At 67.0% G+C, this 23,316-nt stretch carries 22 protein-coding genes and 1 pseudogene; 14 read left to right on the top strand and 9 right to left on the bottom strand.

Going from position 1 to position 23,316, the window contains the following annotated elements; translation table 11 throughout:
• From ACH107_RS16965 to ACH107_RS16940, 6 genes and pseudogenes are all read left to right on the top strand, one after another.
• Positions 1-354: pseudogene (locus tag ACH107_RS16965) on the top strand (hypothetical protein); the annotation flags it as partial.
• 119 nt (positions 355-473) lie between these two features.
• The gene (locus tag ACH107_RS16960; protein WP_412506844.1) at positions 474-1,370 is read left to right on the top strand and encodes a helix-turn-helix domain-containing protein; all 897 of its coding nucleotides are present in this window, start codon (positions 474-476) and stop codon (positions 1,368-1,370) included.
• A gap of 202 nt (positions 1,371-1,572) precedes the next feature.
• Positions 1,573-3,240, top strand: coding sequence for an ABC transporter substrate-binding protein (locus ACH107_RS16955; protein ID WP_310691067.1), 1,668 nt, complete (start codon positions 1,573-1,575; stop codon positions 3,238-3,240).
• Positions 3,241-3,327: 87 nt separating this feature from the next.
• On the top strand, positions 3,328-4,374 hold the full coding sequence (locus ACH107_RS16950) for an ABC transporter permease (protein WP_412506843.1): 1,047 nt from the start codon (positions 3,328-3,330) through the stop codon (positions 4,372-4,374).
• Between the two features lie 12 nt (positions 4,375-4,386).
• A complete protein-coding gene (locus ACH107_RS16945; protein ID WP_412506842.1) occupies positions 4,387-5,829 on the top strand; it encodes an ABC transporter permease in 1,443 nt (480 codons plus the stop codon).
• A gap of 10 nt (positions 5,830-5,839) precedes the next feature.
• Positions 5,840-7,924: a dipeptide ABC transporter ATP-binding protein gene (locus tag ACH107_RS16940; RefSeq protein ID WP_412506841.1), complete on the top strand. Its 2,085-nt coding sequence runs from the start codon at positions 5,840-5,842 to the stop codon at positions 7,922-7,924.
• Positions 7,925-7,977: 53 nt separating this feature from the next.
• Here ACH107_RS16940 and uvrA read toward each other — a convergent pair whose 3' ends face one another.
• The 5 genes from uvrA to ACH107_RS16915 form a co-directional block, all read right to left on the bottom strand.
• On the bottom strand, positions 7,978-10,836 hold the full coding sequence (gene uvrA / locus ACH107_RS16935) for an excinuclease ABC subunit UvrA (protein ID WP_412506840.1): 2,859 nt from the start codon (positions 10,834-10,836) through the stop codon (positions 7,978-7,980).
• 197 nt (positions 10,837-11,033) lie between these two features.
• The gene (locus tag ACH107_RS16930) at positions 11,034-11,579 is read right to left on the bottom strand and encodes a DUF4167 domain-containing protein (protein WP_412506839.1); all 546 of its coding nucleotides are present in this window, start codon (positions 11,577-11,579) and stop codon (positions 11,034-11,036) included.
• Between the two features lie 199 nt (positions 11,580-11,778).
• Positions 11,779-12,549, bottom strand: a complete 771-nt coding sequence (gene prmC, locus ACH107_RS16925) for a peptide chain release factor N(5)-glutamine methyltransferase (protein WP_412506838.1) — start codon at positions 12,547-12,549, stop codon at positions 11,779-11,781.
• Complete coding sequence (prfA, locus tag ACH107_RS16920; protein ID WP_412506837.1) at positions 12,546-13,601, bottom strand: peptide chain release factor 1; 1,056 nt, start codon at positions 13,599-13,601, stop codon at positions 12,546-12,548. Before prfA ends, prmC begins: the two co-directional genes overlap by 4 nt.
• A 15-nt stretch (positions 13,602-13,616) precedes the next feature.
• The gene (locus tag ACH107_RS16915; RefSeq protein WP_412506836.1) at positions 13,617-14,093 is read right to left on the bottom strand and encodes a DUF1499 domain-containing protein; all 477 of its coding nucleotides are present in this window, start codon (positions 14,091-14,093) and stop codon (positions 13,617-13,619) included.
• A 108-nt stretch (positions 14,094-14,201) separates the two neighbouring features.
• Here ACH107_RS16915 and mazG point away from each other — a divergent pair, with 108 nt between their 5' ends.
• Together mazG and ACH107_RS16905 are read left to right on the top strand one after the other, a co-directional pair.
• Positions 14,202-15,020, top strand: coding sequence for a nucleoside triphosphate pyrophosphohydrolase (gene mazG, locus ACH107_RS16910; protein WP_310691626.1), 819 nt, complete (start codon positions 14,202-14,204; stop codon positions 15,018-15,020).
• Between the two features lie 63 nt (positions 15,021-15,083).
• Positions 15,084-15,335 carry a hypothetical protein gene (locus tag ACH107_RS16905; RefSeq protein ID WP_310691625.1) on the top strand — a complete coding sequence of 84 codons (252 nt, stop codon included), beginning with the start codon at positions 15,084-15,086 and terminating at the stop codon, positions 15,333-15,335.
• A gap of 17 nt (positions 15,336-15,352) precedes the next feature.
• On the opposite strand, the gene ACH107_RS16900 is transcribed toward ACH107_RS16905, so the two are convergent.
• From ACH107_RS16900 to ACH107_RS16885, 4 genes are read right to left on the bottom strand one after another with little or no spacing between them, the layout of a single operon-like run.
• Positions 15,353-16,135, bottom strand: a complete 783-nt coding sequence (locus tag ACH107_RS16900; protein ID WP_412506835.1) for a potassium channel family protein — start codon at positions 16,133-16,135, stop codon at positions 15,353-15,355.
• A gap of 50 nt (positions 16,136-16,185) precedes the next feature.
• Positions 16,186-18,009 carry an ABC-F family ATP-binding cassette domain-containing protein gene (locus tag ACH107_RS16895; protein WP_412506834.1) on the bottom strand — a complete coding sequence of 608 codons (1,824 nt, stop codon included), beginning with the start codon at positions 18,007-18,009 and terminating at the stop codon, positions 16,186-16,188.
• Between the two features lie 9 nt (positions 18,010-18,018).
• Positions 18,019-18,813, bottom strand: a complete 795-nt coding sequence (locus tag ACH107_RS16890; protein WP_412506833.1) for a GNAT family N-acetyltransferase — start codon at positions 18,811-18,813, stop codon at positions 18,019-18,021.
• Positions 18,814-18,870: 57 nt separating this feature from the next.
• On the bottom strand, positions 18,871-19,338 hold the full coding sequence (locus ACH107_RS16885; RefSeq protein ID WP_412506832.1) for an outer membrane protein assembly factor BamE: 468 nt from the start codon (positions 19,336-19,338) through the stop codon (positions 18,871-18,873).
• Between the two features lie 118 nt (positions 19,339-19,456).
• Between ACH107_RS16885 and ACH107_RS16880 the strand changes: the two genes are divergently transcribed.
• The 6 genes from ACH107_RS16880 to ACH107_RS16855 form a co-directional block, all read left to right on the top strand.
• Positions 19,457-20,032, top strand: coding sequence for a DUF177 domain-containing protein (locus tag ACH107_RS16880; RefSeq protein ID WP_310691619.1), 576 nt, complete (start codon positions 19,457-19,459; stop codon positions 20,030-20,032).
• Positions 20,033-20,220: 188 nt separating this feature from the next.
• A complete protein-coding gene (gene rpmF / locus ACH107_RS16875; RefSeq protein WP_310691618.1) occupies positions 20,221-20,427 on the top strand; it encodes a 50S ribosomal protein L32 in 207 nt (68 codons plus the stop codon).
• Between the two features lie 23 nt (positions 20,428-20,450).
• A complete protein-coding gene (gene plsX, locus ACH107_RS16870; protein WP_412506831.1) occupies positions 20,451-21,617 on the top strand; it encodes a phosphate acyltransferase PlsX in 1,167 nt (388 codons plus the stop codon).
• Entirely contained in the window at positions 21,614-22,585 is a 972-nt protein-coding gene (locus ACH107_RS16865; protein WP_310691616.1) for a beta-ketoacyl-ACP synthase III, read from the top strand. Before plsX ends, ACH107_RS16865 begins: the two co-directional genes overlap by 4 nt.
• A 93-nt stretch (positions 22,586-22,678) precedes the next feature.
• Positions 22,679-22,981, top strand: a complete 303-nt coding sequence (ihfA, locus tag ACH107_RS16860) for an integration host factor subunit alpha (RefSeq protein WP_310691615.1) — start codon at positions 22,679-22,681, stop codon at positions 22,979-22,981.
• Between the two features lie 12 nt (positions 22,982-22,993).
• Positions 22,994-23,316, top strand: a 323-nt coding sequence (locus ACH107_RS16855; RefSeq protein ID WP_412506830.1) for a MerR family transcriptional regulator, incomplete at its 3' end; no start/stop codon positions are given.

Here is a 23,316-nt window from a genome sequence, read left to right as displayed (position 1 = left end):
GCGGAGGAGAAATTCGCGTTGCTTCTGTCCTTGATCGACCAATTCCTGTCGCGGCTGGCGCGTACCGGCGCAACCGGTGCTCCACCGCCGCGCGAGGCCCGCTTCGACCGTATGCTCGCCGCCGGCGCGCTCGCCGAGGCGCGCGCCATGCGCCCGTACTGGGACCCCGCACAGCAATCCGCGCGCACCATCGGCGCGGCCGAGTTGATCTCGCATCTGGACGGCGAGATCACGCTGGAGGCCGCCCGCGACCGCGCGGTGATCGCCTCGCGCCGCTATGGCAAGCGCCAACGCACCTGGGCCCGCGCGCGGCTGCGCGCCTGGCGCTGGCTCGATCTGCCCGGGCCAGCGTGATGCACAGGCTGCCCACAGGGTTGTCCACAGGGCTTCCAGTTTTTCGACAATTCTTTCGTTGATCGAGCGCCCTGCTCCGCGTATAGTTGCCCTAATCGAACGAGTTCGGGAAAGTCATCATGTCGCCTGACGGCTCGGACCGGCTGACGCTCACGGCCTTTGGCCAGACCGGCGCCCGCAGCAAGTGGCGCACCGAGGCCATGCGCAGCCATGCCAGCGCCCGGCTGATCTTCGTGGCCCGGGGCCAGGGCCGGATCACCATCGCCGGGCTGACCAGCGGCTATGGCCCCAACAACCTGGTCTTCGTGCCCGCCGGCACCATGTACGGCTTCGAGGTCGGGCCGGCGGTCTTCGGCCAGATCGTCACGATCCCCAGGGCCATGATGGCCGACTGGCCCGAGGAAAGCCGGCACCTGCGCCTGCGCGACGTGGCCGCGCAAAAGGTGCTGGCGACGCATTTCGACCACCTCGAGCGGGAACTGCAATCGCCCCTGCCCGGCGCGGGACGCGCGGCGCATCATCACCTTGGCCTGCTGTCGGTGTTCTTCGAACGCCAACTGGCCGCGCAGGCCCAGGACAGCCCCGATCGCCGGCCCCAAAGCGCGGCGGCGCGGCTGGTGGCCGCTTACACCGACCTGATCGAGCGAGACTTCCACGACCACAAGGGCGTTGCCGACTACGCCGCCGGGCTGGGAGTGACACCAACGCACCTGACGCGCTGCTGCAGGCGGACCTGCGGCCGCTCGGCGCTGGACCTGCTCAACGACCGCATCCTCTACGAGGCGCGGGTACTGCTGCGCGACAGCGACCGGCCCATCCGCGAGATCGCCCGAGAGCTCGGCTTTGGCTCGGCGGCCTATTTCACGCGCGCGTTTCAGGGCCGCACGGGTCAGACACCTTCGGCCTTTCGCAAGGCGCGCGATATCGCGTCGGGCGACGGCCAGACCGCGCCTGGCGCGCAGGCCTTTACTGCCCTGGGGCCGGCCGTGCGGCCCGGACCAACAGGCGCTTTGTGACTTGATGTCGCTTTCGGAACATGTGAACGTCGCAAACGGACATCGACACGATGCTTGCGGCAATTGACACCCCTGACAGACTCGGGCCGACGACGGCAGGGACGGGACGACCCGCGACCGTATCGCGCGATGACACGGGCCGCGGTGGTTTTGGGCCGCAGCCTGCCCCCAGAAAAAAGACCGTGTCACAGGGAGACAACGCATGACCGACCAGACCCTCACCGGCGCACCGCTGCACCCCGCCGTGGCGACCCATGTCAAGGATGCCAGGGCGGGCAAGTTGTCGCGTCGCGAATTCATGGCCCGCACCACGGCGCTGGGCGTGACCTCGGCGGCGGCTTACGGATTGCTGGGGCTGGAACAGCCCGCGCAGGCCGCCGGCCACGCACAAACGGGTGGCACGCTGCGCATGCAGATGAGCGTCAAGGCCCTGAAAGACCCACGCACCTTCGACTGGTCCGAGCTGGCCTTCTTCACCGCGGGCTGGCTGGAATACCTGGTCGAGTACAACAACGACGGCTCCTTCCAGCCGATGTTGCTTGAAAGCTGGGACGTCAATGACGACGCCACCGTTTACACGCTCAACGTCCGTCGGGACGTGACCTGGAACAACGGCGACCCCTTCACCGCCGAGGACGTGGCGCGCAACATCACCGGATGGTGCGACCAGACCGTCGAAGGCAATTCCATGGCCGGGCGCTTCGCCTCGCTGATCGACCCGGAAACCGGCACCGCCATCGAGGGCGCCATCGAGGTCGTGGACAGCCACACCGTGCGCCTGAATTCGCCGGTGTCCGATGTCACGCTGATCGCCGGCATGTCCGATTACCCCGCCGCCATCGTGCATTCCAGTCACAACCCTGACGACCTGCTGTCGAACCCCGTCGGCACCGGCTACATGCTGCCCGAAAGCCTGGACGTGGGCATCAAGGGCGTGCTGGTGCGCAACGAGGATCACGAGTGGTGGGGCTACGAGTCCGGCAAGGGCGGCCATCTCGACCGGATCGAGTTCATCGACTACGGCACCGACCCGTCAGCCTGGGTGGCCGCCGCGGCCGCCGATGAGATCGACACGCTTTATGAAACCGTGGGCGACTTCGTCGACGTGATGGACGGCCTGGGCTGGGCCAAGTCCGAGGTCGCCTCGGGCGCGACGATCGTGATCCGTCCCAACCAGCTGGCCGAGGTGGACGGCAAGCGGCCCTATGCCGACAAGCGCGTGCGCCAGGCCATCGTCAGGGCCGTGGACAACGCCGTCTGCCTTGAGCTGGGCTATGCCGACCGCGGCATCAAGGCGCGCAACCAGCACGTCGGTCCGATGCACCCGGAATATGCCGATGTGCCGCGGCTGCCCCATGACCCTGACGCGGCGCTGGACCTGCTCGAAGAGGCCGGCATGGCCGACTTCGAGATGGAGATCATCTCGATCGACGACGACTGGCTTCGCAACACCACCGATGCCGTGGCCGCGCAGCTGCGCGACGCGGGCTTCAACGTCAAGCGCACAATCATTCCCGGCTCGACCTACTGGACCGACTGGACCAAGTACCCCTTCAGTTCGACCAACTGGAACCACCGCCCGCTTGGCACCCAGATTCTCGGGATGGCCTATCGCTCGGGCGAGGCCTGGAACGAGTTCGGCTGGTCCAACGCGGAATTCGACCGCCTGCTGGCCGAGGCCAATGCGATCGCCGATGCCGACGAACGCAGCAAGGTCATGGCCAGAATCCAGGAAATCATCACCGAGGAGGCCGTGACGATCCAGCCCTACTGGCGCTCGCTCTACCGTCATCACAAACCCGGCCTCGTGGGCCTGGACATGCACGTGGGCTATCTGGCGCATGTCTACAAGTGGGGGTACGCGGCCTGACAAGAACCGAACGGGCCGTCTGCATGACACGGGCGGCCCCTCCGACAGACGCAACCACAGGCGCAGCGCATCGCCGACAGGGGGCCCATGGGACTATTCATATTGCGCCGTTTGGGGGTCATGATCCTCACGGCGCTCTGCCTGACCTTCATCGTCTTCTGGCTGACCAACCTGCAGCCCAACCTGGAAAAGCTGGCCAAGACCCAGGGCAATGCCCGCATGTCGGACGCCGCCGTGGAAACATGGCTGGGCAATCGCGGCTATGATCGCAACGTCTTCGTCAAATACGGCGAATGGATCGGGGTTCTGCCCGGCTACGTGATCGCGGGCACCGACGGCGACACCCGCGCGCGCTGCGCCGACGGATCGGCCGTGGCCGCGGACACGGCGACCTTCTGCGGCGTGCTACAGGGGGACTGGGGCCGGTCCACGGTTTTCCGTGACGAGGTGGCCGATATCCTGGGCGAACGGGGCTGGCAGACCGCCAAGCTGATGGTCTTCGTGATGCTGGTCATGGTGCCCGGCGCGCTGGTCATCGGCGTGCTGGCGGGCATGAAGGAAGGCTCGCGCACCGACCGGTCGCTGTCGACCGTCTCGATCCTGTCCACGGCGACGCCGGAATACGTCTCGGGCGTGGTCTTCATCGCCGTCTTCGCCACCGCGACCTTCAACATGCAGTGGTTCAAGGGCACGGCGACATCGGCGATGGACAACATCACCTTCGAGAACTTCACCCTGCCGGTGCTGACCGTGGCGCTTTACGGCATGGGCTACATCGCGCGGATGACCCGCGCCTCGATGACCGAGGTCATGACCGCGCAGTACATCCGCACCGCGCGGCTCAAGGGCGTCAGCTTTCGCAACATCGTGCTGCGCCACGCGCTGCGCAACGCGCTGATCGCGCCCTTCACGGTGATCATGCTGCAGTTCCCCTGGCTGCTCAACGGGGTTGTCATCGTCGAGACGCTGTTCAACTACAAGGGCATCGGCTGGACGCTGGTGCAGGCCGCGGGCAACAATGACATCGAGCTGTTGCTGGGGGTTTCGGTCGTGTCCGTCTTCGTCGTCCTGGCCACGCAGCTGCTCTCGGACATCGGCTATGTCTTCCTGAACCCGCGCATCCGCATGTCCTGAGGGAGAACGAGCATGGACAGCCTGACATGGATGGGGGCGCTGGCGCCCTTTTTCGGACCAGCCTTCGGGGGCGTTGCCGCCACGCTCGGCCTGGCGCTGGTCGTGCAATTTGTCGCCGGGCTCTTTGCCCCGCATGTCAGGCCGCAGACGGGCGGCGACGGCATGTTGCGCCCGCGTTCGGACATCTTCGGGCGTCTCGACCGGCTGCCAGGGCTGATCTTCACGGGTCTGGTCCTTCTGGGGCTGGCGTTCGCCGCGATCAGCCTGGTCGTTGGCCCCGAGACGGCCGGCATCCTGGGTGGCATGATCCAGCGGTTTCTCCCGGTCTGGATCGCGCTGATCGCGACTTTCGGCCTGTCGATCCGGTTCAAGCGCCAGCTGGGGCTTTACGGCAAGCTGTTCGACTCGACCATCGGCATGATCGGCTTCGGGCTTGTGATGTTCTGGGTCTACACCGCCCTCTTCGTGGGCCTTTTCGATCTGATCGGCACCCATGATCCGCTGGACCAGGTCTCGGGGCTCAAGAACGCGCCGCCGGGCGTGCCCGTCCCCGAGGGCGAGACGGGGTTTGCGCATTACCTTCTGGGGGGCGACAACCTGGCCCGCGACATCTTCAGCCGCATGGTCGAGGGCTCGGTCGTGGTCATGATGATCGCCCCTCTGGCGACGCTCTTCGCCTTCATGGTGGGGATCACCCTGGGGCTGCCGGCGGGCTATTACGGCGGCAAGCTCGACACGGTGCTGTCCTTCCTGGCCAACCTGATCCTGGCCTTTCCGGTGATCCTGCTGTTCTACCTGCTGGTCACGCCCGAGATCATCGCCACGGGCCTGCCCAGCTACATGGCCATGGTCCTGTTCATCTTCCCGCTGGTCTTCCTCGGGGTGCTGATCCACGCGCGGTTCCGCAACCAGGCCGGGCAGAGCCGGGCGATCCTGGCACTCGTGCTGGGGCCGCTGGTGCTGCTTTACCTGGCGGTCATCAACCAGGCGGGCACGCCGGTGGATTTCTGGCCGCTGGATTTTTTCGACATCCCCGGCGGCATCCTCGTGGTCTTCGTGGCCGTCGTCTTCGTCAACAGCCCCACGGTGTTCCGCATCGTCCGGGGCCTGACGCTGGACATCAAGACGCGCGACTATGTCGCCGCCGCGCAGACCCGGGGCGAGCGGCCCTGGTACATCATGCTGTGGGAAATCCTGCCCAATGCACGCGGGCCGCTGATCGTCGATTTCTGCCTGCGCATCGGCTATACGACCATCCTGCTGGGCACGCTGGGGTTCTTCGGCCTCGGGCTGCCGCCGGAAAGCCCCGACTGGGGCTCGACCATCAACGAGGGGCGCAAGCTGCTGCTGATCTACGCCCACCCGGCCCTGCCGCCCGCGCTGGCACTGCTGAGCCTGGTGCTGGGCCTGAACCTGCTGGCCGACGGCCTGCGCGAAGAAAGCCTGAGGGATTGAGGAGAGCACCATGACGACATGGGATCACGACCAACCCATCCTCGAGATCGACCGCCTGTCCATCAGCTTCTTCACGCGGCTGCGAGAAATCCCGGCGGTGATGGATTTCTCGGCCAAGGTGATGCCGGGCGAGGCGCTGGGGCTGGTCGGCGAGTCCGGCTGCGGCAAGTCCACCGTGGCGCTGGGGGTGATGCAGGACCTCGGTACCAACGGCCGGATCGTCAGCGGCTCGATCAAGTTCAAGGGCCGCGACCTGGGCGGGATGACCCCCGACGACCTGCGCGCCATCCGCGGCCGCGAGATCGCCATGATCTACCAGGAACCCATGGCCAGCCTGAACCCGGCCCTGCGGATCGGGCGGCAGTTGATGGAAGTGCCGATGATCCACGAGGGCGTGTCCAAGTCCGAGGCCCGCGCGCGCGCCCTCGAAGTGGTCGCCGACGTTAAACTGCCCGACCCCGAGCGTATCCTGCGCGCCTATCCGCACCAGCTCTCGGGCGGCCAGCAACAGCGGATCGTCATCGCCATGGCGCTGATGTCCAAGCCCAGCCTGCTGATCCTCGACGAGCCGACCACCGCGCTGGACGTGACGGTGGAGGCCGCCGTGGTGGACCTGGTCAAGGACCTGGGCAAGAAATACGGCACCTCGATGCTGTTCATTTCCCACAACCTCGGGCTGGTGCTGGAAACCTGCGACCGCATCTGCGTAGTGTATTCCGGTGAGGCGGTGGAACGCGGCAGCATCGCGGATGTCTTCGACAAGATGCGCCACCCCTACACGCAGGCGCTGTTCCGCTCGATCCCGCTGCCCGGGGCCGACAAGAACGCGCATCCGCTGGTGGCCATCCCCGGCAACTTCCCCCTGCCCCACGAACGGCCCCCGGGCTGCAACTTCGGCCCGCGCTGCGACTATTTCGAGGCCGGCCGCTGCGATTCCGGGCCGGTCTTCATGACGCCGGTTCCGGGCGACGAGAGGCACGAGAGCCGCTGCCTGCGCTTCGCCGAGATCGACTGGGACGCGCCGCCCGCGGCCGCGCAGAGCACCGCGCGGGTCGAACCGGGCGAGGTGATCCTGAAGATGAACAACCTCAAGAAATACTACGAGGTCGCCGCCAACGCCCTGTTCGGCGGCGGTGAAAAGCGCGTGGTCAAGGCCAACGAAACCCTGACCTTCGACGCCCGCGAGGGCGAGACCCTGGCCATCGTGGGCGAGTCAGGCTGCGGTAAATCCACCCTCGCCAAGCTCCTGCTGGGACTGGAGACCGCGACCGAGGGCGAGATCCGGCTCGGCGACACCTCGATCGGGGCGACCCCGATCCAGGAGCGCGCCACCCAGACCGTGGCCGATGTGCAGATGGTTTTTCAGAATCCTTTTGACACGCTCAATCCCTCGATGACCGTGGGCCGCCAGATCACCCGCACGCTGGAGGTCTTCAAGATCGGCAAGGACGACAGCGAGCGGCGCGAGAGGATGCGCGCGCTGCTCGACCTCGTGAAACTCCCACGCGAATTTGCCGAGCGAATGCCGCGTCAGCTGTCGGGCGGGCAGAAACAGCGGGTGGGCATCGCCCGCGCCTTTGCCGGCGGCGCCCGGATCGTCGTTGCGGACGAGCCGGTTTCGGCGCTGGATGTCAGCGTGCAGGCCGCCGTGACCGACCTGTTGATGGAGATTCAGCGCAAGGAAAAGACGACGCTTCTTTTCATCAGCCATGACCTTTCGATCGTGCGTTACCTGTCGGATCGGGTCATGGTGATGTATCTGGGCCACGTGGTGGAACTGGGCACGACCGAACAGGTCTTCTCGCCGCCCTACCACCCCTATACCGAGGCGCTTTTGTCGGCGGTGCCCATCGCCGACACCAAGGTCGAGAAACAGCACATCGTGCTGGAGGGCGACATTCCCTCGGCCATGAACCCGCCCTCGGGCTGCCCGTTCCAGACGCGCTGCCACTGGAAGGACCGGGCGGGCCGGTCGCTGTGCGAAAGCGAGGTGCCCCCGGTGCGGGTGCTGGCCGATGGCCACCAGGTCAAATGTCACCTGAGCGACGCGGATCTTGCCGCGATGGAGCCGGTGATCAAGATCGCGGCGGAGTGAGACGCGCGCGGGTGCTGTCGGCCCCCGCGCCGCCGCCAAGCGTGCTTCAGGCGCTATTCGGCCGCGACCTTCGTTTTTTCCAGCATCGGCTTGAGATAGCGCCCGGTGTGGCTTTCCCCGACCTCGGCCACCTGTTCGGGCGTGCCGTTGGCGACCAGTTGCCCGCCCCCATCGCCGCCCTCCGGGCCGATGTCGATAAGATGATCGGCGGTCTTGATGACGTCGAGGTTGTGTTCGATCACCACCACCGAGTTGCCCTGATCGACCAGTTCGTGCAGCACTTCGAGCAGTTTCTTGACGTCGGCGAAATGCAGGCCGGTCGTGGGCTCGTCGAGGATATAAAGCGTCCGGCCCGTGGACCGCTTCGCCAGTTCCTTCGACAGCTTCACCCGCTGCGCCTCGCCGCCTGACAGGGTCGTGGCCTGCTGGCCAACCCTGACATAGCCCAGCCCCACACGCATCAGCGCATCCATCTTCTCGCGGATGCTGGGGACGGCCTTGAAGAAGGTCTGAGCCTCTTCAACCGTCATATCAAGAACGTCCGCTATGCTCTTGCCCTTGAAGCGAACTTCCAGAGTCTCGCGGTTATAGCGCGCGCCCTTGCAGGTCTCGCATTCGACGTAGACGTCCGGAAGGAAGTTCATCTCGATCTTGAGCACGCCGTCGCCCTGGCAGGCCTCGCAGCGGCCGCCCTTGACGTTGAAGCTGAACCGGCCCGGCTTGTAGCCGCGCGCCTTGGCCTCGGGCAGGCCCGCGAACCAGTCGCGGATCGGCGTGAAGGCCCCGGTATAGGTCGCGGGGTTCGACCTGGGCGTGCGCCCGATGGGGCGCTGGTCGATGTCGATGACCTTGTCCAGATGCTCCAAACCCTTGATCGTCTCGCAGGGGGCGGGCGTCTGGCGCGCCCCGTTCAGCCGCATCGAGGCCGTCTTGAACAGGGTTTCGATGGTCAGGGTCGACTTGCCCCCGCCCGAAACCCCGGTGACACAGACGAACTTGCCCAGCGGAAAATCCACGTCGATGGCCTGCAGGTTGTTGCCCGTGGCCTTCTTGACGGTCACCTTCTTGCGGTTGCCCTTGCGCCGCTGTGCCGGAACGGCGATCTCGCGCCGCCCCGCCAGATAGTCGCCGGTTACACTTTCGGGGGTGTCGATGATGTCTTGCGGGGCGCCGCGGGCAATGATCTCGCCGCCATGAACCCCCGCCCCCGGCCCGATGTCGAGCACGTAGTCGGCCTCTCGGATCGCCTCTTCGTCATGTTCCACGACGATCACCGTGTTGCCCTGGTCGCGCAGGTTCTTGAGCGTGGTCAGCAGCCGGTCGTTGTCGCGCTGATGCAGCCCGATCGAGGGCTCGTCGAGCACGTAGAGCACCCCGGTCAGGCCGCTGCCGATCTGGCTGGCCAGCCGGATGCGCTGGCTTTCCCCGCCCGAGAGCGTGCCGGCATTGCGCGACAGCGTCAGGTAATCGAGGCCGACATTGTTGAGAAATCCCAGCCGTTCGCGAATCTCTTTCAGGATCGCGCGGGCGATCTCGTTCTTCTGGTGGGTCAGGCTCTCGGGGACGCTGGCGATCCAGTCCAGCGCCTCCTTGATGGACATCTCGACCACCTGGCCCACGTGCAGCCCGGCGATCTTGACCGCAAGCGCCTCTTCGCGCAGACGGTAGCCGCCACAGGTGCCGCAGGGCCGGTTGTTCTGGTAGCGCTCGAATTCCTCGCGAATCCAGGCACTGTCCGTCTCGCGGTAGCGGCGCTGCATGTTGGGGATCACGCCTTCGAAGCTGCGCGTCACCTCGTAGACGCGGCCGCCCTCGTCGTAGCGGAACCTGATCTCTTCCTCTCCCGACCCGTACAGGAAGACCCGCTGCACCTTCTCGGGCAGGTCCTTCCAGCGGGTGCCCCGGTCGAACTGGTAGTGCCGCGCGATGGCCTCGATGGTCTGGAGAAAATAGGGCGACTTGCCCTTGCGCCAGGGCGCGATGGCCCCGTTGCCCAGCGTCAGCGTGGCATCCGGCACCATGAGCGCGGGGTCAAAGAACAGCTCGACCCCCAGCCCGTCGCAGGATGGACAGGCCCCGAAGGGCGCGTTGAAGGAAAACAGCCGCGGCTCGATCTCGGGGATGGTGAAGCCGCTGACCGGACAGGCGAAATTCTCGGAAAAGGTGTGGCGTTCCGGCTCGCCCTCGCGCGGGGCGGTCTCGAGCACGGCGATGCCGTCGGCCAGGTCCAGCGCGGTGCGGAAACTGTCGGCCAGCCGCGTCTCCAGCCCCTCGCGCACCACGATGCGGTCGACCACGACGTCGATATCGTGGCGGAATTTCTTGTCCAGCGTGGGCGGCTCGTCCAGCTCGTGGAAGGTGCCGTCCACCTTGACCCGCTGGAACCCCTGCTTGCGCAGTTCGAGGAATTCCTTGCGATACTCGCCCTTGCGGTCGCGGACGATGGGCGCCAGCAGATAGCCGCGCGTGCCTTCCTCCATGGCCATAACACGGTCGACCATGTCCTGCACCTGCTGCGCCTCGATGGGCAGGCCGGTGGCGGGGGAATAGGGTGTGCCGGCCCGCGCGAAAAGCAGACGCATGTAGTCGTAGATCTCGGTCACCGTGCCGACCGTGGATCGGGGGTTCTTGCTGGTGGTCTTCTGTTCGATGGAGATTGCCGGGGACAGGCCATTGATATGGTCCATATCCGGCTTTTCCATCATGTCGAGGAACTGGCGCGCATAGGCGCTCAGGCTTTCGACATAGCGGCGCTGCCCCTCGGCATAGATCGTGTCGAAGGCCAGCGACGACTTGCCCGACCCCGAAAGGCCGGTGATCACGACCAGTTTGTCCCGCGGAATATCGACGTCGATATTCTTGAGGTTGTGCTCGCGCGCGCCGCGCACTTCGATCTGTTTCAACTCGGCCATGCGTGCTCCCGATGAACCATGTGAACAGATAGCGGAGCGCGGCAGAGTCTCCAACCAAAAATACGGAACATTTTGCGAACATGCGCGGCGTAGGGCGAATCGTCCACCTGCGCGCCGCGGCCTTCCCGGCACCGGCTGTGCTGTGGCCCCAACCGGGGCATCATGGGCATGCGCACCATTCTGAGCGGTGTGTGACGTTACTCGGCCGCCTTCGCGGTGTCGCCGTCCTTGCCCTCCGGGCCGGTGCCGTCGCTTCCGTCGGACTCCGCGGCAGCATTGCCGCCCTGCTGGGCCCTGGGCTTGCGCGGTTTGCGCTTGGGTTTGGGCTTGGCTTCGGGCGTCTCGACTAGACCCGTCTCCGTTTCTCCCGCCTCGGGCTGGGCGGTCTCGCCGGCGGACGCGGCCTCCTGGGCCCTGAGCCGGTCGGCGCGTTCGCGATCGCGCTCGGCCTGACGCTCGCGGTTCTGGCGTTCCTGCTCTTCGCGCTTGGAATCGACCTCGCGCTGGGCTTCGGCCAGCAGGCGCAGGTAATGTTCGGCGTGCTGCGCGAAGTTCTCGGCATTCACGCGATCACCCGAGAGCACGGCGTCGCGGTGCAACTGCTGATACTTGTCGATGATCTGCTGCGGCGTGCCGCGCACCTTGCCTTCGGGGCCCGAGCTGTCGAACACCCGGTTGATGACATTGCCGCCCGAAGGCCGGTTGTTGCGGTTCTTCCGCGACCTGGATCGTGAGGGTTTCATGAAGTTCTAGTTCCAGACTGTTTGTTGTCGTGGCCCGACCCCGCCTCGTGCGGGGGTCTTTATTGCAAATCTGGCCTGCGATGTCCTGGCGATAATCGAAGAGCGGGCTTGGCCCACGTCCATCCGACACGGTTGAATAAGCATTGCGGGCGGCACTCCGCAAGGGGATTCGGCAAAAAATGCGACCCCGAGGCCCGGATCACGGCGCTGTGGACCCCAGTGTGCCGTCGACGACACGGTCGCGTCCATCCAGATCCGGCAGAAGGCGCACCCGCCCCAGCCCCGCCGCGCGCATCATCGCGCGTACCGCGGCGCCCTGGGTCGGGCCGATCTCCAGCATCAGCCGCCCGCCCGGCGCCAGATGTGCGGGCGCCCCGGCGACGATGGCGCGATAGGCCGACAGCCCGTCGCCCTCGTCGGTCAGGGCCATGCGGGGCTCGAAGCCTAGCTCGCGTTGTAGGCCCGCCATTTCCGCAGCGGCGATATAGGGCGGATTCGCCACGATCAGATCGAAGGTGCCGCGCACCCCGTCCCACCAATCCGACTGGCGCAGCGTTGTCCGACCGGACACCCCGAGCACCTCGGCGTTGCGCGCCGCGACCGCAAGCGCGGCCTGCGACAGGTCGGTGCCCATGCCCTGCGCCCCGGTCCGCGCGGACAGAAGGCTCAGCAGGATGCAGCCCGAGCCGGTGCCGAGGTCGAGCAGGCGGGCAAACTGGCCCCCCAGCGCCGCCGCCACGAGCGTTTCGGTTTCGGGGCGCGGGTCCAGCACATCCGCCGTCACCTCGAAGCGGTGCTCCCAGAAATCGCGGTAGCCTAGGATATGGGACATCGGCTCGCCCTCGCAGCGCCGCGCCACGAGGTCCGCCAGAGGCCGCCCCGAAGCCGCACCGGCCAGCCTGCGCGCCTCGCGCCGGGGGGCGGGGATATTCGCCGCCGCCAGTCGCGCCGCGGCCTCTGCTTCTGTCACGCGCCCATCTCCGCCAGCAGGGTCGCCTGGGCATCCTGGATCAGCGCGTCGATGACCTCGTCCAGATCGCCCTGCATCACCTTGTCGAGCGAATAGAGCGTCAGGTTGATCCGGTGGTCGGTCATGCGGCCCTGGGGGAAGTTGTAGGTGCGGATGCGTTCGGACCGGTCGCCGCTGCCCACCTGCGTGGCCCGTGCCTGGGCGCGGTCGTCATCGGCCTTTTGCCGTTCCATGTCGAACAGCCGCGTCTTGAGCACCTGCATGGCGATGTCACGGTTCCGATGCTGGGATTTCTCGGAACTTGTCACGACGATCCCGGTGGGCAGATGGGTGATCCGCACCGCCGAATCGGTGGTGTTGACGTGCTGCCCGCCCGACCCCGAGCTGCGCATGGTATCGACACGCAGGTCGTTGGGGTCGATGCGTATGTCCACGTCCTCGGCCTCGGGCAGGACGGCCACCGTGGCCGCCGAGGTATGGATGCGCCCGCCGCTTTCGGTCTCGGGCACGCGCTGGACACGGTGCACGCCCGATTCGAATTTCAGCCGCGCGAAGACACTGTCTCCGCTGATCCGGGCCGTGACTTCCTTGATGCCGCCAAGCTCGGTCTGCGCCTCTTCCAGCACCTCGAATGTCCAGCCCCGGCCTTCGGCATAGCGCTGGTACATGCGCAGCAAGTCGCCGGCGAAAAGCGCGGCCTCCTCGCCGCCCGTGCCCGGGCGGATCTCGACGATGGCCGGGCGGCTGTCGGCGGAATCGCGGGGCAGCAGCGCCAGTTTCACCGCCTGTTCCATCTCGGGCAGCTGCGCGCGCAGCTCGGCCAGTTCCGCCTCGGCCATCTCCTTCATCTCGGGGTCGTCCAGCATGGCCTCGGCGCCAGCGATCTCGTCCGTCAGGGCGCGGTAGGCGCGCAGGGTCTCGACCACGGGGCGCAGCTCGGCATATTCGCGGCTGACCGCGACGAAATCCTCGCCGGACAGCCCCTCGGCCATACGGGCCTCGAGGTATTCTAAACGGTCGGTGATCTGGTGCAGACGGTCCTGGGGTATCATGCGGCAGGCTCTTGCCTATTCGGCGGGGCTTTGCAAGGCCCCCTCGGGCAGCGCCGCCAGCCAGCCGCGCACCCGCGCCGCGTTCACGCCCATGTCCGACTGGCCAAAGCGCAGGCGGGCATGGATCGTCAGCGTCGTGGCCCCCTCGGCCTGGGGGTCGTTCCGGGTCAGGTAGGCGGTCGTGTAATCGGGAAAGCCCCAGAGCGCGGAGCGGGTGACATAGGTCACGAACCCCTCGGAGGCCGACCCCGCGAGAACCCGCGTGCGCGGCGTTTGTCGGGCGATGCTGTCCAGCGCGGCCATGGTGGCCTTGGGGTCGCCAGCCACGACGCGGCGGGCGATGAATCCGACCTCGGCCGGGCTGTCCCCCGGCGGGCCGGGTGGGGCGAAGCGGTGCCAGCGGTCCGGGTCGCTGGGGGACAGCCGGACATAGGCCGCCGTCAACACGACGGTGAGGACGACCATGGCAAGGGCAAGCGTGATCCAGCGCATGCGCTTAACCTAGGGCACCCGGCGGCGATTTGACAGGCCCCTGCCCCGATCCGGCCTTGGCGCCGGACCTGACAATGCTAAGGTCGCCCCGAAACCCGGGGGACAGCCATGAGCAACGACTTGATCCGCGACACAAGGCCCGAGGTCCAGATGGACCGGCTGCTGGAGATCATGCGCCGGTTGCGCGATCCGGAGACCGGCTGCCCCTGGGACATCGAGCAGAGCTTTGCGACCATCGCCCCCTATACCATCGAAGAGGCCTACGAGGTGGCCGACGCCATCGCCCGCGACGACATGGCCGACCTCAAGGGCGAGCTGGGCGACCTTCTGTTCCAGGCGGTGTTCCACGCGCATATGGCCGAGGAGACCGGGCATTTCACCTTCGCCGAGGTCGCCGGCACCATGTCCGACAAGATGGTGGCGCGGCATCCACATGTCTTCGGTGCCGATAACCGCGAAAAATCCGCCGAGCAGCAAACCCGCGACTGGGAGGCCGTCAAGGCCGCCGAACGCGCGCGCCGGGGCGAGACGCGCACCCTGGATGGCGTCGCGGTGAGCCTGCCGGCCCTGCTGCGTGCGCTGAAACTGCAAAAGCGCGCGGCCCGCGTGGGCTTTGACTGGCCCGAGGTGGGCCAAGTGATCGACAAGATTGCCGAGGAGGCGCGCGAACTGGCCGAGGCCCGCGACAGTCTCGGCCCCGAGGAGATCGAAGAGGAAATGGGCGATCTGCTCTTCGTCATGGCCAACCTCGCCCGCCACATGAACGTCGATCCCGAAGCCGCCCTGCGCAGCGCCAACGGCAAGTTCCAGCGCCGGTTCGAAGCCATCGAGGATGCCCTGGCCCGCACCGGCAAGACCCCCGCCGACAGCACGCTGGAAGAGATGGACGCGATGTGGACCGCGGCCAAACGGGCCGAGAAACAATAGCTGCGCCCGACCTGCGGCAGCGTGGCGCATAGCGCCGCGCGCGGCTTTGCATATCTGGCTGGCATGAGCATCCTGACCCCCATTCCCCCCGCCCAACCCTGGTATGCCAAGGCCTTCTACAACCTGCCCCTCATCGGCTGGCTGGCCCGCGACATCGCCTTCGGTGACAGCGACAACATCTGGTATTTCCTGGTGATCGTGCTGACCGTTCTGGTGCTCTCGGTGGCCACATGGGGCCTGCCCGCGCTGGTTCTCATCGCGCTGGCTTACGTGCCGGTGCACATGGGGCTGATGGTGATCCTCGCCCGGCCCTGAGCGCTTGCGCCTGGCCGTCAGGTCGCGCCCTCGGTCTCGATCTTGAGCTCCGCGCCACAATGCTTGCAATGGATCGCGTCGGTGTCATGCCGGGTCAGCCCGCAATCACCGCACTTGTGCTTGACCTTGGCCGGCGAGAACAGCGCCCGCGCCAGTTGCAGGAACAGCCCCACCCCCACCACCATGATCCCCACCGAAAGCAGCCGCCCCATGGGCGTCGTCATGGTGATGTCGCCGAACCCGGTGGTCGTCAGCGTGGCCACGGTGAAATAAAGCGCGTCCACATAGCTGCTGATCCCCGGTTCCTCGGCCCCGCGCAGCACGAAGACCAGCGCGGTCATGGCAAAGATGAAGACCAGCAGGTTGAGCGCCGCGACAAAGGCGTTCTCGTGCCGCCGGAACAGCGGCGAGTCGCGCCGCAGGTCACGCATCAGGTGATACGAATGCGCCAGCCGCAGAGCGCGCAGCACCCGCAGCACAACAAGCCCCTGCCCGATGAACGGGGCCACGAGCAGCGCGGCCAGGACGAAAACATCGACGATCACGTAAAAGCGCCGCAGGAACCGCAGCTTTTGTTCGGCGATCCAGAAGCGCAGACCGAGGTCCAGCGCGATCAGCCCGCCGATCATCGCATCGGCGATCAGCAACGCCCGCGTGATCGGCAGAGCCGCAGTGGCCAGAAAAAAGGCGATGGTGACAAGGTCGAATCCCAGCAGGCCGTAGCGGAACCGCGCAGCGCGTTTGCTGCGACCCTCGTAAAGCAGCCTGACCCTGTCGCGCAGCGGGCGGTCCTCAACCATGCTGGCCCCTTGTCCTCACGTGTCGCCGCACCATAAACCGGAGCCGGGTCTCAGTCAGCATTTTCCGCCTTGTCCGCGAGGTGCAACCATTCCTCCTCGGCCGCCGAAAGCTTGGCCTTGCGATCCTCGAGGGCCTCGGTCGCCTTGCGGAACTTGACCGGCTCGCGGGCAAAGAGGTCGGGGTCCGACAACAGCTCTTCCAGCTTGGCAATCTCGGCCTCCAGCCGCTCGATCACCCCGGGCAGGTCGTCCAGCCGGTGCTTTTCGGTAAAGGACAGGCCTGGTTGCGCCTTGCGGGCCGGCCCGGCCTTTCCGGCCTTCGGTCTGGACTTGTCAGTGGCCTCGGCGCTGGCGTCGGCCGTGCTTTCGCCCCGCTGGGCAAGGTAATCCGTCCAGCCCCCGGCATAGAGCGTCGCGCCCCCGTCGCCCTCCATCGCGACGGTGGTCGTCGCCACGCGATCGATGAAATCCCGGTCGTGGCTGACCAGCAGCACGGTGCCGGCGTAATCGCCCAGGATGTCCTGCAACAGGTCCAGCGTTTCGATGTCCAGGTCGTTGGTCGGCTCGTCCAGCACCAGCAGGTTGGACTCGCGCGCCATGAGCTTGGCCAGCAGCAGCCGCGCCTTTTCCCCGCCCGAGAGCGACCGCAACGGCGCCCGCGCCTGGCGTTCGTCGAAGAGAAATTCCTTGAGGTAGCCCACCACATGTTTGGGCTGGCCCCGCACCATGACCTGATCGGCCTGGCCGCTGACCCGCATATCGGCATCGCCGGTCAGGCTTTCCCAAAGCGTCATGTTCGGGTCAAGCTGCGCCCGGGCCTGATCGAAGACCGCGACCGACAGGTTCGTGCCATGTTTCACCCAACCCGAATCTGGATCAACCTCGCCCAGCAACATCTTGATAAGTGTCGTCTTTCCAACCCCGTTTGGGCCAACGAAGGCGACCCGGTCGCCGCGCTGCACGGTCAGTTCAAAGCCCCGAACGATGGACTTTCCATCGTAGGATTTGACCAGCCCCTCGGCCTCGATCACCTTCTTGCCGGACTTCTGCCCGCCTTCCAGCGCCATGGCCGCGGTGCCCTGGCGGCGGATCATGGCGGCCCGCTCGGCGCGCAGATCCTGCAGCGCGCGCACCCGGCCCTGGTTGCGCTTGCGCCGCGCGGAAATGCCCTCGACCGCCCAGCGGGCCTCGGCCTTGATCCGGCGGTCCATCTTTTGGCGCTGCTGATCCTCTTCGTCCCAGACCTTGTCGCGCCATTCCTCGAAACGGGCAAAGCCGCGTTCCTGCCGGCGCACCTGGCCCCGGTCGATCCAGAGTGTGGCGCGGGTCAGGGCCGACAGGAAAGCCCGGTCATGGGAAATCAGGACAAATCCGGCCCTTGTCTGCGACAATTCATGTTCCAGCCAGCGGATCGCCTGGATATCCATGTGGTTTGTCGGCTCGTCCAGCAGCATCAGGTCGGGCGCTTCCGCCATGAGCCGCGCCAGCGCCGCGCGGCGACGTTCCCCGCCCGAGGCCAGAGCCGGGTCCTGGTCCAGCTGCACCTTGAGCCCCTCGGCCACCGCCTCGACGCGCCAGGCCTCGCCGGGGTCCAGCGCGGCCGAGGCGAAATCGCCCAGGGTGGCAAAGCCTTCCATCGTCGGGTCCTGCTCCATGTAGCCGACCGACAGGCCCGGCGGCACGACGCGGGTGCCGCGGTCGGGTTCAACAAGACCGGCCATCACCTTGAGAAGGGTCGATTTTCCAGACCCGTTGCGGCCCACCAGCGCAACCCGGTCGTCGGGCTGCACCACCAGCGACAGGTCATCGAAGACGGGATCGCCCCCGAAGGTCAGCGAAATGTCGGAGAGTTGCAGAAGCGGAGCACGAGCCATGCGCGTCTGCTACGCCGAGGCGCCGCCGCCTGCAAGGGGTGGGGTATCCGGGCCCCGGCCCTGACCCGCCGGAATCTCGACCCCCTCGGCCATTGCGCGCAAGGCCCGGGCGCGCGCGGGCGGGATCGCCGCGACCTCCAGCCCCATGAAGACATGCAGCGTGCCCAGGTCTTCATCGATCACAGCATGATCGCTGACCCGACCCCCCATCCCCAGATAGCTGCGCAGCAGCGTGGGCAATGCCCGCGACGCGTCCGGCCCGGAAACACCACCGCCCGCAAGCGGCACGGTGCGCGCCGCGCGACGGCCCGGACGCCACTCCGGCGGCGCGAGGTGCCTTTCGGCCAACAGGGCAAAACCATAGGCAAAGGGCGCGGGGTCCGTGCCCGGAAACGAGGCACAGCCCAGAAGCATCGCCGCCCCGGCCCGATCCACCAGCGCCGTGAGCGTGGCCCAGGCCAGCCGCAGGATATCCGGGTCGGTTTCGCCGGGGCGGATGCAAAAGCGCCCAAGCTCGATCATCGGGCCGGCGCGCGTGGCAAGGCAGCCGAGGTCATAGAACCCGGCGGTGTAGCTGCCCGCCAGACCTGCGCCAGTGTCGAACCGGCGCAGCCGGAAGGTGCAGGCCGCCGCGCCCGCCCGGTCGAGGATCAACAGGTGCTGGCACAGGGAATCGAAATCGTCCGCCGCGTCGCCCGGCCCGAAACAGACCCGGCGCAGGGCCCGCGCCGCAGCAAGATCAGGCCCGGTTTCGGCGATCCGGACCATGTAGCGGCCACGTTCCAAGAGGGGTGCCTGGCTCACGTTCGGGTCCCTGTCCTGCCGAAGGTTTCCTGCCCCGCGCCAAAGCCGGCCCGCGCGTCAGCCGCCCGGGGGGTCGAGCAGGCTGCCCGCGTCGAAATTGCCGATCGCGCCCAGAAGCTGGCCGAGGAAGGTCGTGTCCTGGATGCCATCGTCGGTGACCCGGCGCGACAGGCGCACCACGCGGCCCTCGTCGAGACCGAAGCGCTCGATGTTGCGCACCATGCCGCGCGAATCAAAGCTGACGGCCAGAACCTCGCGGTCGACCTCGGTCGGCTCGGTGAAGGCGAAATGCCGGAACCGGCTCTGGACATAGTAGAAGTTGCCGTCGCCCATGGCGCTGCCCGTGGTCGGCGGGCCGGCGACCTGCTCGACCGTCACGCGGGTGTCCTCGCCCGGTGTCAGCTGGGCCAGGGTCTCCTGCGGGGGGATATAGCCGTGGGTGCGATGGATGGCCGTGCATCCGACCGTTGCGCCCAGGGCGGCGACCAGGAGCACCGTCCTGATCCGTTTTCCGGTGCTGCGCATGATGGCTTCCTTTCCGGTTTCGGCCCGCCCGTTCGTCGGCCCCGGTCTTGCGTCCCGCGGCCATGGCTTTTAACGCAGTTACACCACACCCTCTGCCCTGTTCAAGGCTTAGCCCGCCATGCCAGATGCCGCCACCCTGCCCCACCAGATCATCCGGCCGGCCGAGTTGTCCGCGCGTAAGGCGCACCGCTTTACGCTGGAACCCGGGGACGAGGCCTGCGCAGCCGTGGCCGAGGTGCTGGAGCTTCGCGGCCTGCGCAAGCTGCGGTTCTCGGGCACGCTGCAGCCGCGCGGGCGGCGCGACTGGCACCTTAAGGCCGAACTGGGCGCGACCGTGGTGCAGGATTGCGTCGTCACGCTGGCGCCCGTCACAACCCGCATCGACGAGCCGGTCGAGCGTGTCTATCTGGCCGATTTCGATCCGCCCGAGGGCACCGAGGTCGAGATGATGCCCGATGACGACAGCGCCGAACCGCTGCCCGCCGCGCTTGACCTGGGGCAGGTCATGATCGAGGCGCTGGCCCTGGCTTTGCCGCCCTACCCGCGCGCCGCGCAGGCCGAGACCGGCGAAGCGGTCTTTACAGAGCCGGGCAAGGCGCCCCTGCGCGACGACGACCTGCGGCCCTTTGCCGGGCTGGCGGGGCTGCGCGATACGCTTGCGGCCGAAGACGACAGCACGGACGACGGCGACTGACCGGGGGTCGATCGACAGGCTGACAAAGGGCTTGCCAAACGCGCGGGGCTCGGTATTTTCACGGCTTCTCGCGGATCGTGGCTCGACAGGGCGGGGCGTTTGCACTAGACGCGGCCCCAACATCCGCATCGAAACAGAATTCACGCCGGTCCCGCGCCACGCGGGCCAAGCCAAGCAAAGGTTGAGACATGGCAGTCCATCAGAACAAGGTGTCCAAGTCGCGCCGGAACAACCGCCGTTCCCACCACGCGCTGGACGGGGCCAACCCCAACGAATGCCCCTCGTGCGGCGACCTCAAGCGCCCGCATCACGTCTGCCCTGCCTGCGGCCACTACGCCGACCGCGAAGTGGTCGCCCAGGCCGACGAGATCGATCTGGACGACGACGCAGCCTGACGCAGCGGTCCGGACCGGATGCCATGACCACGGTGGAACCGTCGAAACAGACCGGCGCCGAAGGCATCCCGTCCGGGAACATCGTCCTGTCCGTTGACGCCATGGGCGGCGACAAGGGCCCCGCCCCCATCGTGGCGGGCCTTGCACGGTTCCTAAAGAAACGGCCCGACGCGCGGATCGTCCTGCACGGCGATGAGGCCGAGCTTGGTGCGCTCGTGCGAAAGCGCCGCATTGGCGACAATGTCACGGTGCGCCACGCGCCCGATATCGTGGCCATGGCCGACAAGCCCAGCCATGTCATGCGCCAGGGCCGCAACAGCTCGATGTGGTCGGCGATCGAGGCGGTGCGCGCGGGCGAGGCGCAGGTCTGTGTCAGCTGCGGCAATACCGGCGCGCTCATGGCGATTTCCATGGTCCGGCTGCGCAAGGTCGACGGGGTCAACCGGCCCGCCATCGCCTGCCTCTGGCCCTCGCGCAGCCCCGGCGGCTTCAACATCATGCTGGACGCCGGCGCCGACATCCGTGCCGATCAGGATGATCTGCTGATGTATGCGCTCATGGGGGCATCTTACGCGCGCAACGCCATGGGTCTGGCGCGGCCCCGGGTGGGCCTGCTCAACGTGGGCGTCGAGGAACACAAGGGCCGGGCCGAACTCAAGGTCGCCCAGGACCTAATCGCCAAGGCCGCCGAGCGCGGTGAATACGACTATGTCGGTTTCGTCGAGGGGGGCGACCTGCCCTCGGGCCGCGTGGACGTGATCGTCACCGACGGCTTTACCGGCAATGTCGCGCTCAAGACCGGAGAAGGCACGGCCAACATGATCTCGCAGCGCCTGCGCGAGGCCTTTCGCAAGACGCCGTTGTCGCGCATCGCGGCGCTGCTGGCGGCCACCTCACTGCGCCGGCTGAGCAAGCGAATCGACCCGCGCCGCGTCAACGGCGGGGTCTTTCTGGGCCTCAACGGCACCGTCATAAAAAGCCACGGATCGGCCGATTCCACCGGCGTGCAGGCGGCGGTGGACATGGCCTATCAACTGGCCGGCTCGGGCTTTTCGCACCGTCTTGCGGCGCGGGTTGCATCCGCCGCGGCCCTTGCGCAGGATGGCACTGACATCAGCGCGGAGGATATGGCGGAGGGCAGCCGCCCATCCCACAATGCGCCGGGGGCAAAGGACCGAAACAGCACATGACACGCCGGGCAGTCGTACGGGGCATCGGGCATTATCTGCCGCAGCGCGTTGTTCCGAACGCGGAGTTCGAGAGGACGCTGGAAACCACGGATGCGTGGATTCGCAGCCGCTCGGGGATCGAGCGGCGCCACTTCGCCGCGCCGGATCAGACGACCTCGGACCTGGCGACCCGCGCCGCGCAGGCCGCGCTTGCCGATGCCGGGCTGACGGGGGATGAAGTCGACGCCATTGTGCTGGCCACCTCGACCGCCGACCTGACCTTTCCCTCGGCGGCGACCATGGTCCAGGAGGCCATCGGCAACACCAGCGGCTTTGCCTATGACGTGCAGGCGGTCTGCGCGGGCTTCGTCTATGCGCTGGCCAATGCCGACGCCCTGATCGCCTCGGGCCAGGCCGAGCGGGTGCTTGTCATCGGGGCCGAGACCTTCAGCCGCATTCTGGACTGGACAGATCGCGGCTCCTGCGTTCTGTTCGGCGATGGCGCGGGCGCGCTGGTGCTGGAGGCGGCCGAGGGCGCGGGCACCCCCGCCGACCGCGGCATCCTGGCCACCGACCTGAAGTCCGACGGGCGCTTCCGCGACCTGCTCTATGTCGATGGCGGGGTTTCGACGGGCAGCGCCGGTGTGCTGCGCATGCAGGGCAAGGAGGTCTTCCGCCACGCGGTCGAGAAACTGGCCGCCACCGCCGAAACCGCGCTGACCCGCGCCGGGCTGGGCCATGACGACGTGGACTGGGTGGTGCCGCACCAGGCCAATATCCGCATCATCGAGGCCACGGCCAGGAAACTGGCCCTGCCGATGGACCGCGTCGTGGTGACGGTACAGGATCACGGCAACACCTCGGCGGCCTCGATCCCGCTGGCCCTGTCGGTCGGGGTGCAGCGCGGCCAGATCAAGCGCGGCGACCTGGTCGTGACCGAGGCCATCGGCGGCGGCCTCGCTTGGGGCGCGGTGGTCTTGCGCTGGTAGGCGAAAACTGCCCCTCAAGACCATGGCCCAAGTGCCTGTTATTGACTCTCTTTTCACGGCAGGCCTAAAGTCTGTGGAAAACAGGGGGACGGAATGTCAGAGAAGACGCTCACACGGATGGACCTCGCCGAATCCGTCCACGAGGAGGTCGGCCTGTCGCGCAACGAAAGCGCGGATCTGGTCGAAACGGTTCTGCAGCACATGTCCGACGCCCTGGTGCGCGGCGAGAACGTCAAGATCTCGTCCTTCGGCACCTTCACGATCCGCGACAAGGCCGCGCGCATGGGCCGCAACCCCAAGACCGGCGAAGAGGTGCCGATCTCGCCCCGCCGGGTGCTGAGCTTTCGGCCCAGCCACCTGATGAAAGATCGCGTGGCCCATGGCAACAAGCGCTAGGGACGGCCGGGGATGACCAAGTCCCGCGACGCCTTCCGCACCATTTCCGAGGTGGCCGAGTGGCTGGACACGCCGGCCCATGTGCTGCGGTTCTGGGAAAGCAAGTTCAACCAGATCAAGCCGGTCAAGCGCGCGGGTGGGCGGCGTTACTATCGCCCCCAGGACATGGAATTGCTGGGCGGAATCAAGGCCTTGCTGCATGACGATGGGATGACCATCAAGGGCGTGCAAAAGCTGCTGCGCGAAAAGGGTGTCAAGCATGTAGCGGCCATGGGCCGGTCGCGGGACGAGCGCATGGCCCCAGGGGCCGCGCCCGCGGAGCCGCCCGCGGAGCC

This window comes from Roseovarius halophilus (ex Wu et al. 2025), from assembly GCF_047086965.1.
Note: the sequence above shows the minus strand (reverse complement) of the source record. Positions and strands in the feature narration are given on the sequence as shown.

Coding starts and splice junctions, on each gene's coding strand:
- ACH107_RS16960 (WP_412506844.1), top strand. CDS start 474: ATGTCGCCTGACGGCTCGGACCGGCTGACGCTCACGGCCTTTGGCCAG.
- ACH107_RS16955 (WP_310691067.1), top strand. CDS start 1,573: ATGACCGACCAGACCCTCACCGGCGCACCGCTGCACCCCGCCGTGGCG.
- ACH107_RS16950 (WP_412506843.1), top strand. CDS start 3,328: ATGGGACTATTCATATTGCGCCGTTTGGGGGTCATGATCCTCACGGCG.
- ACH107_RS16945 (WP_412506842.1), top strand. CDS start 4,387: ATGGACAGCCTGACATGGATGGGGGCGCTGGCGCCCTTTTTCGGACCA.
- ACH107_RS16940 (WP_412506841.1), top strand. CDS start 5,840: ATGACGACATGGGATCACGACCAACCCATCCTCGAGATCGACCGCCTG.
- uvrA (WP_412506840.1), bottom strand. CDS start 10,836: ATGGCCGAGTTGAAACAGATCGAAGTGCGCGGCGCGCGCGAGCACAAC.
- ACH107_RS16930 (WP_412506839.1), bottom strand. CDS start 11,579: ATGAAACCCTCACGATCCAGGTCGCGGAAGAACCGCAACAACCGGCCT.
- prfA (WP_412506837.1), bottom strand. CDS start 13,601: ATGATACCCCAGGACCGTCTGCACCAGATCACCGACCGTTTAGAATAC.
- ACH107_RS16915 (WP_412506836.1), bottom strand. CDS start 14,093: ATGCGCTGGATCACGCTTGCCCTTGCCATGGTCGTCCTCACCGTCGTG.
- mazG (WP_310691626.1), top strand. CDS start 14,202: ATGAGCAACGACTTGATCCGCGACACAAGGCCCGAGGTCCAGATGGAC.
- ACH107_RS16905 (WP_310691625.1), top strand. CDS start 15,084: ATGAGCATCCTGACCCCCATTCCCCCCGCCCAACCCTGGTATGCCAAG.
- ACH107_RS16900 (WP_412506835.1), bottom strand. CDS start 16,135: ATGGTTGAGGACCGCCCGCTGCGCGACAGGGTCAGGCTGCTTTACGAG.
- ACH107_RS16895 (WP_412506834.1), bottom strand. CDS start 18,009: ATGGCTCGTGCTCCGCTTCTGCAACTCTCCGACATTTCGCTGACCTTC.
- ACH107_RS16885 (WP_412506832.1), bottom strand. CDS start 19,338: ATGCGCAGCACCGGAAAACGGATCAGGACGGTGCTCCTGGTCGCCGCC.
- ACH107_RS16880 (WP_310691619.1), top strand. CDS start 19,457: ATGCCAGATGCCGCCACCCTGCCCCACCAGATCATCCGGCCGGCCGAG.
- rpmF (WP_310691618.1), top strand. CDS start 20,221: ATGGCAGTCCATCAGAACAAGGTGTCCAAGTCGCGCCGGAACAACCGC.
- plsX (WP_412506831.1), top strand. CDS start 20,451: ATGACCACGGTGGAACCGTCGAAACAGACCGGCGCCGAAGGCATCCCG.
- ACH107_RS16865 (WP_310691616.1), top strand. CDS start 21,614: ATGACACGCCGGGCAGTCGTACGGGGCATCGGGCATTATCTGCCGCAG.
- ihfA (WP_310691615.1), top strand. CDS start 22,679: ATGTCAGAGAAGACGCTCACACGGATGGACCTCGCCGAATCCGTCCAC.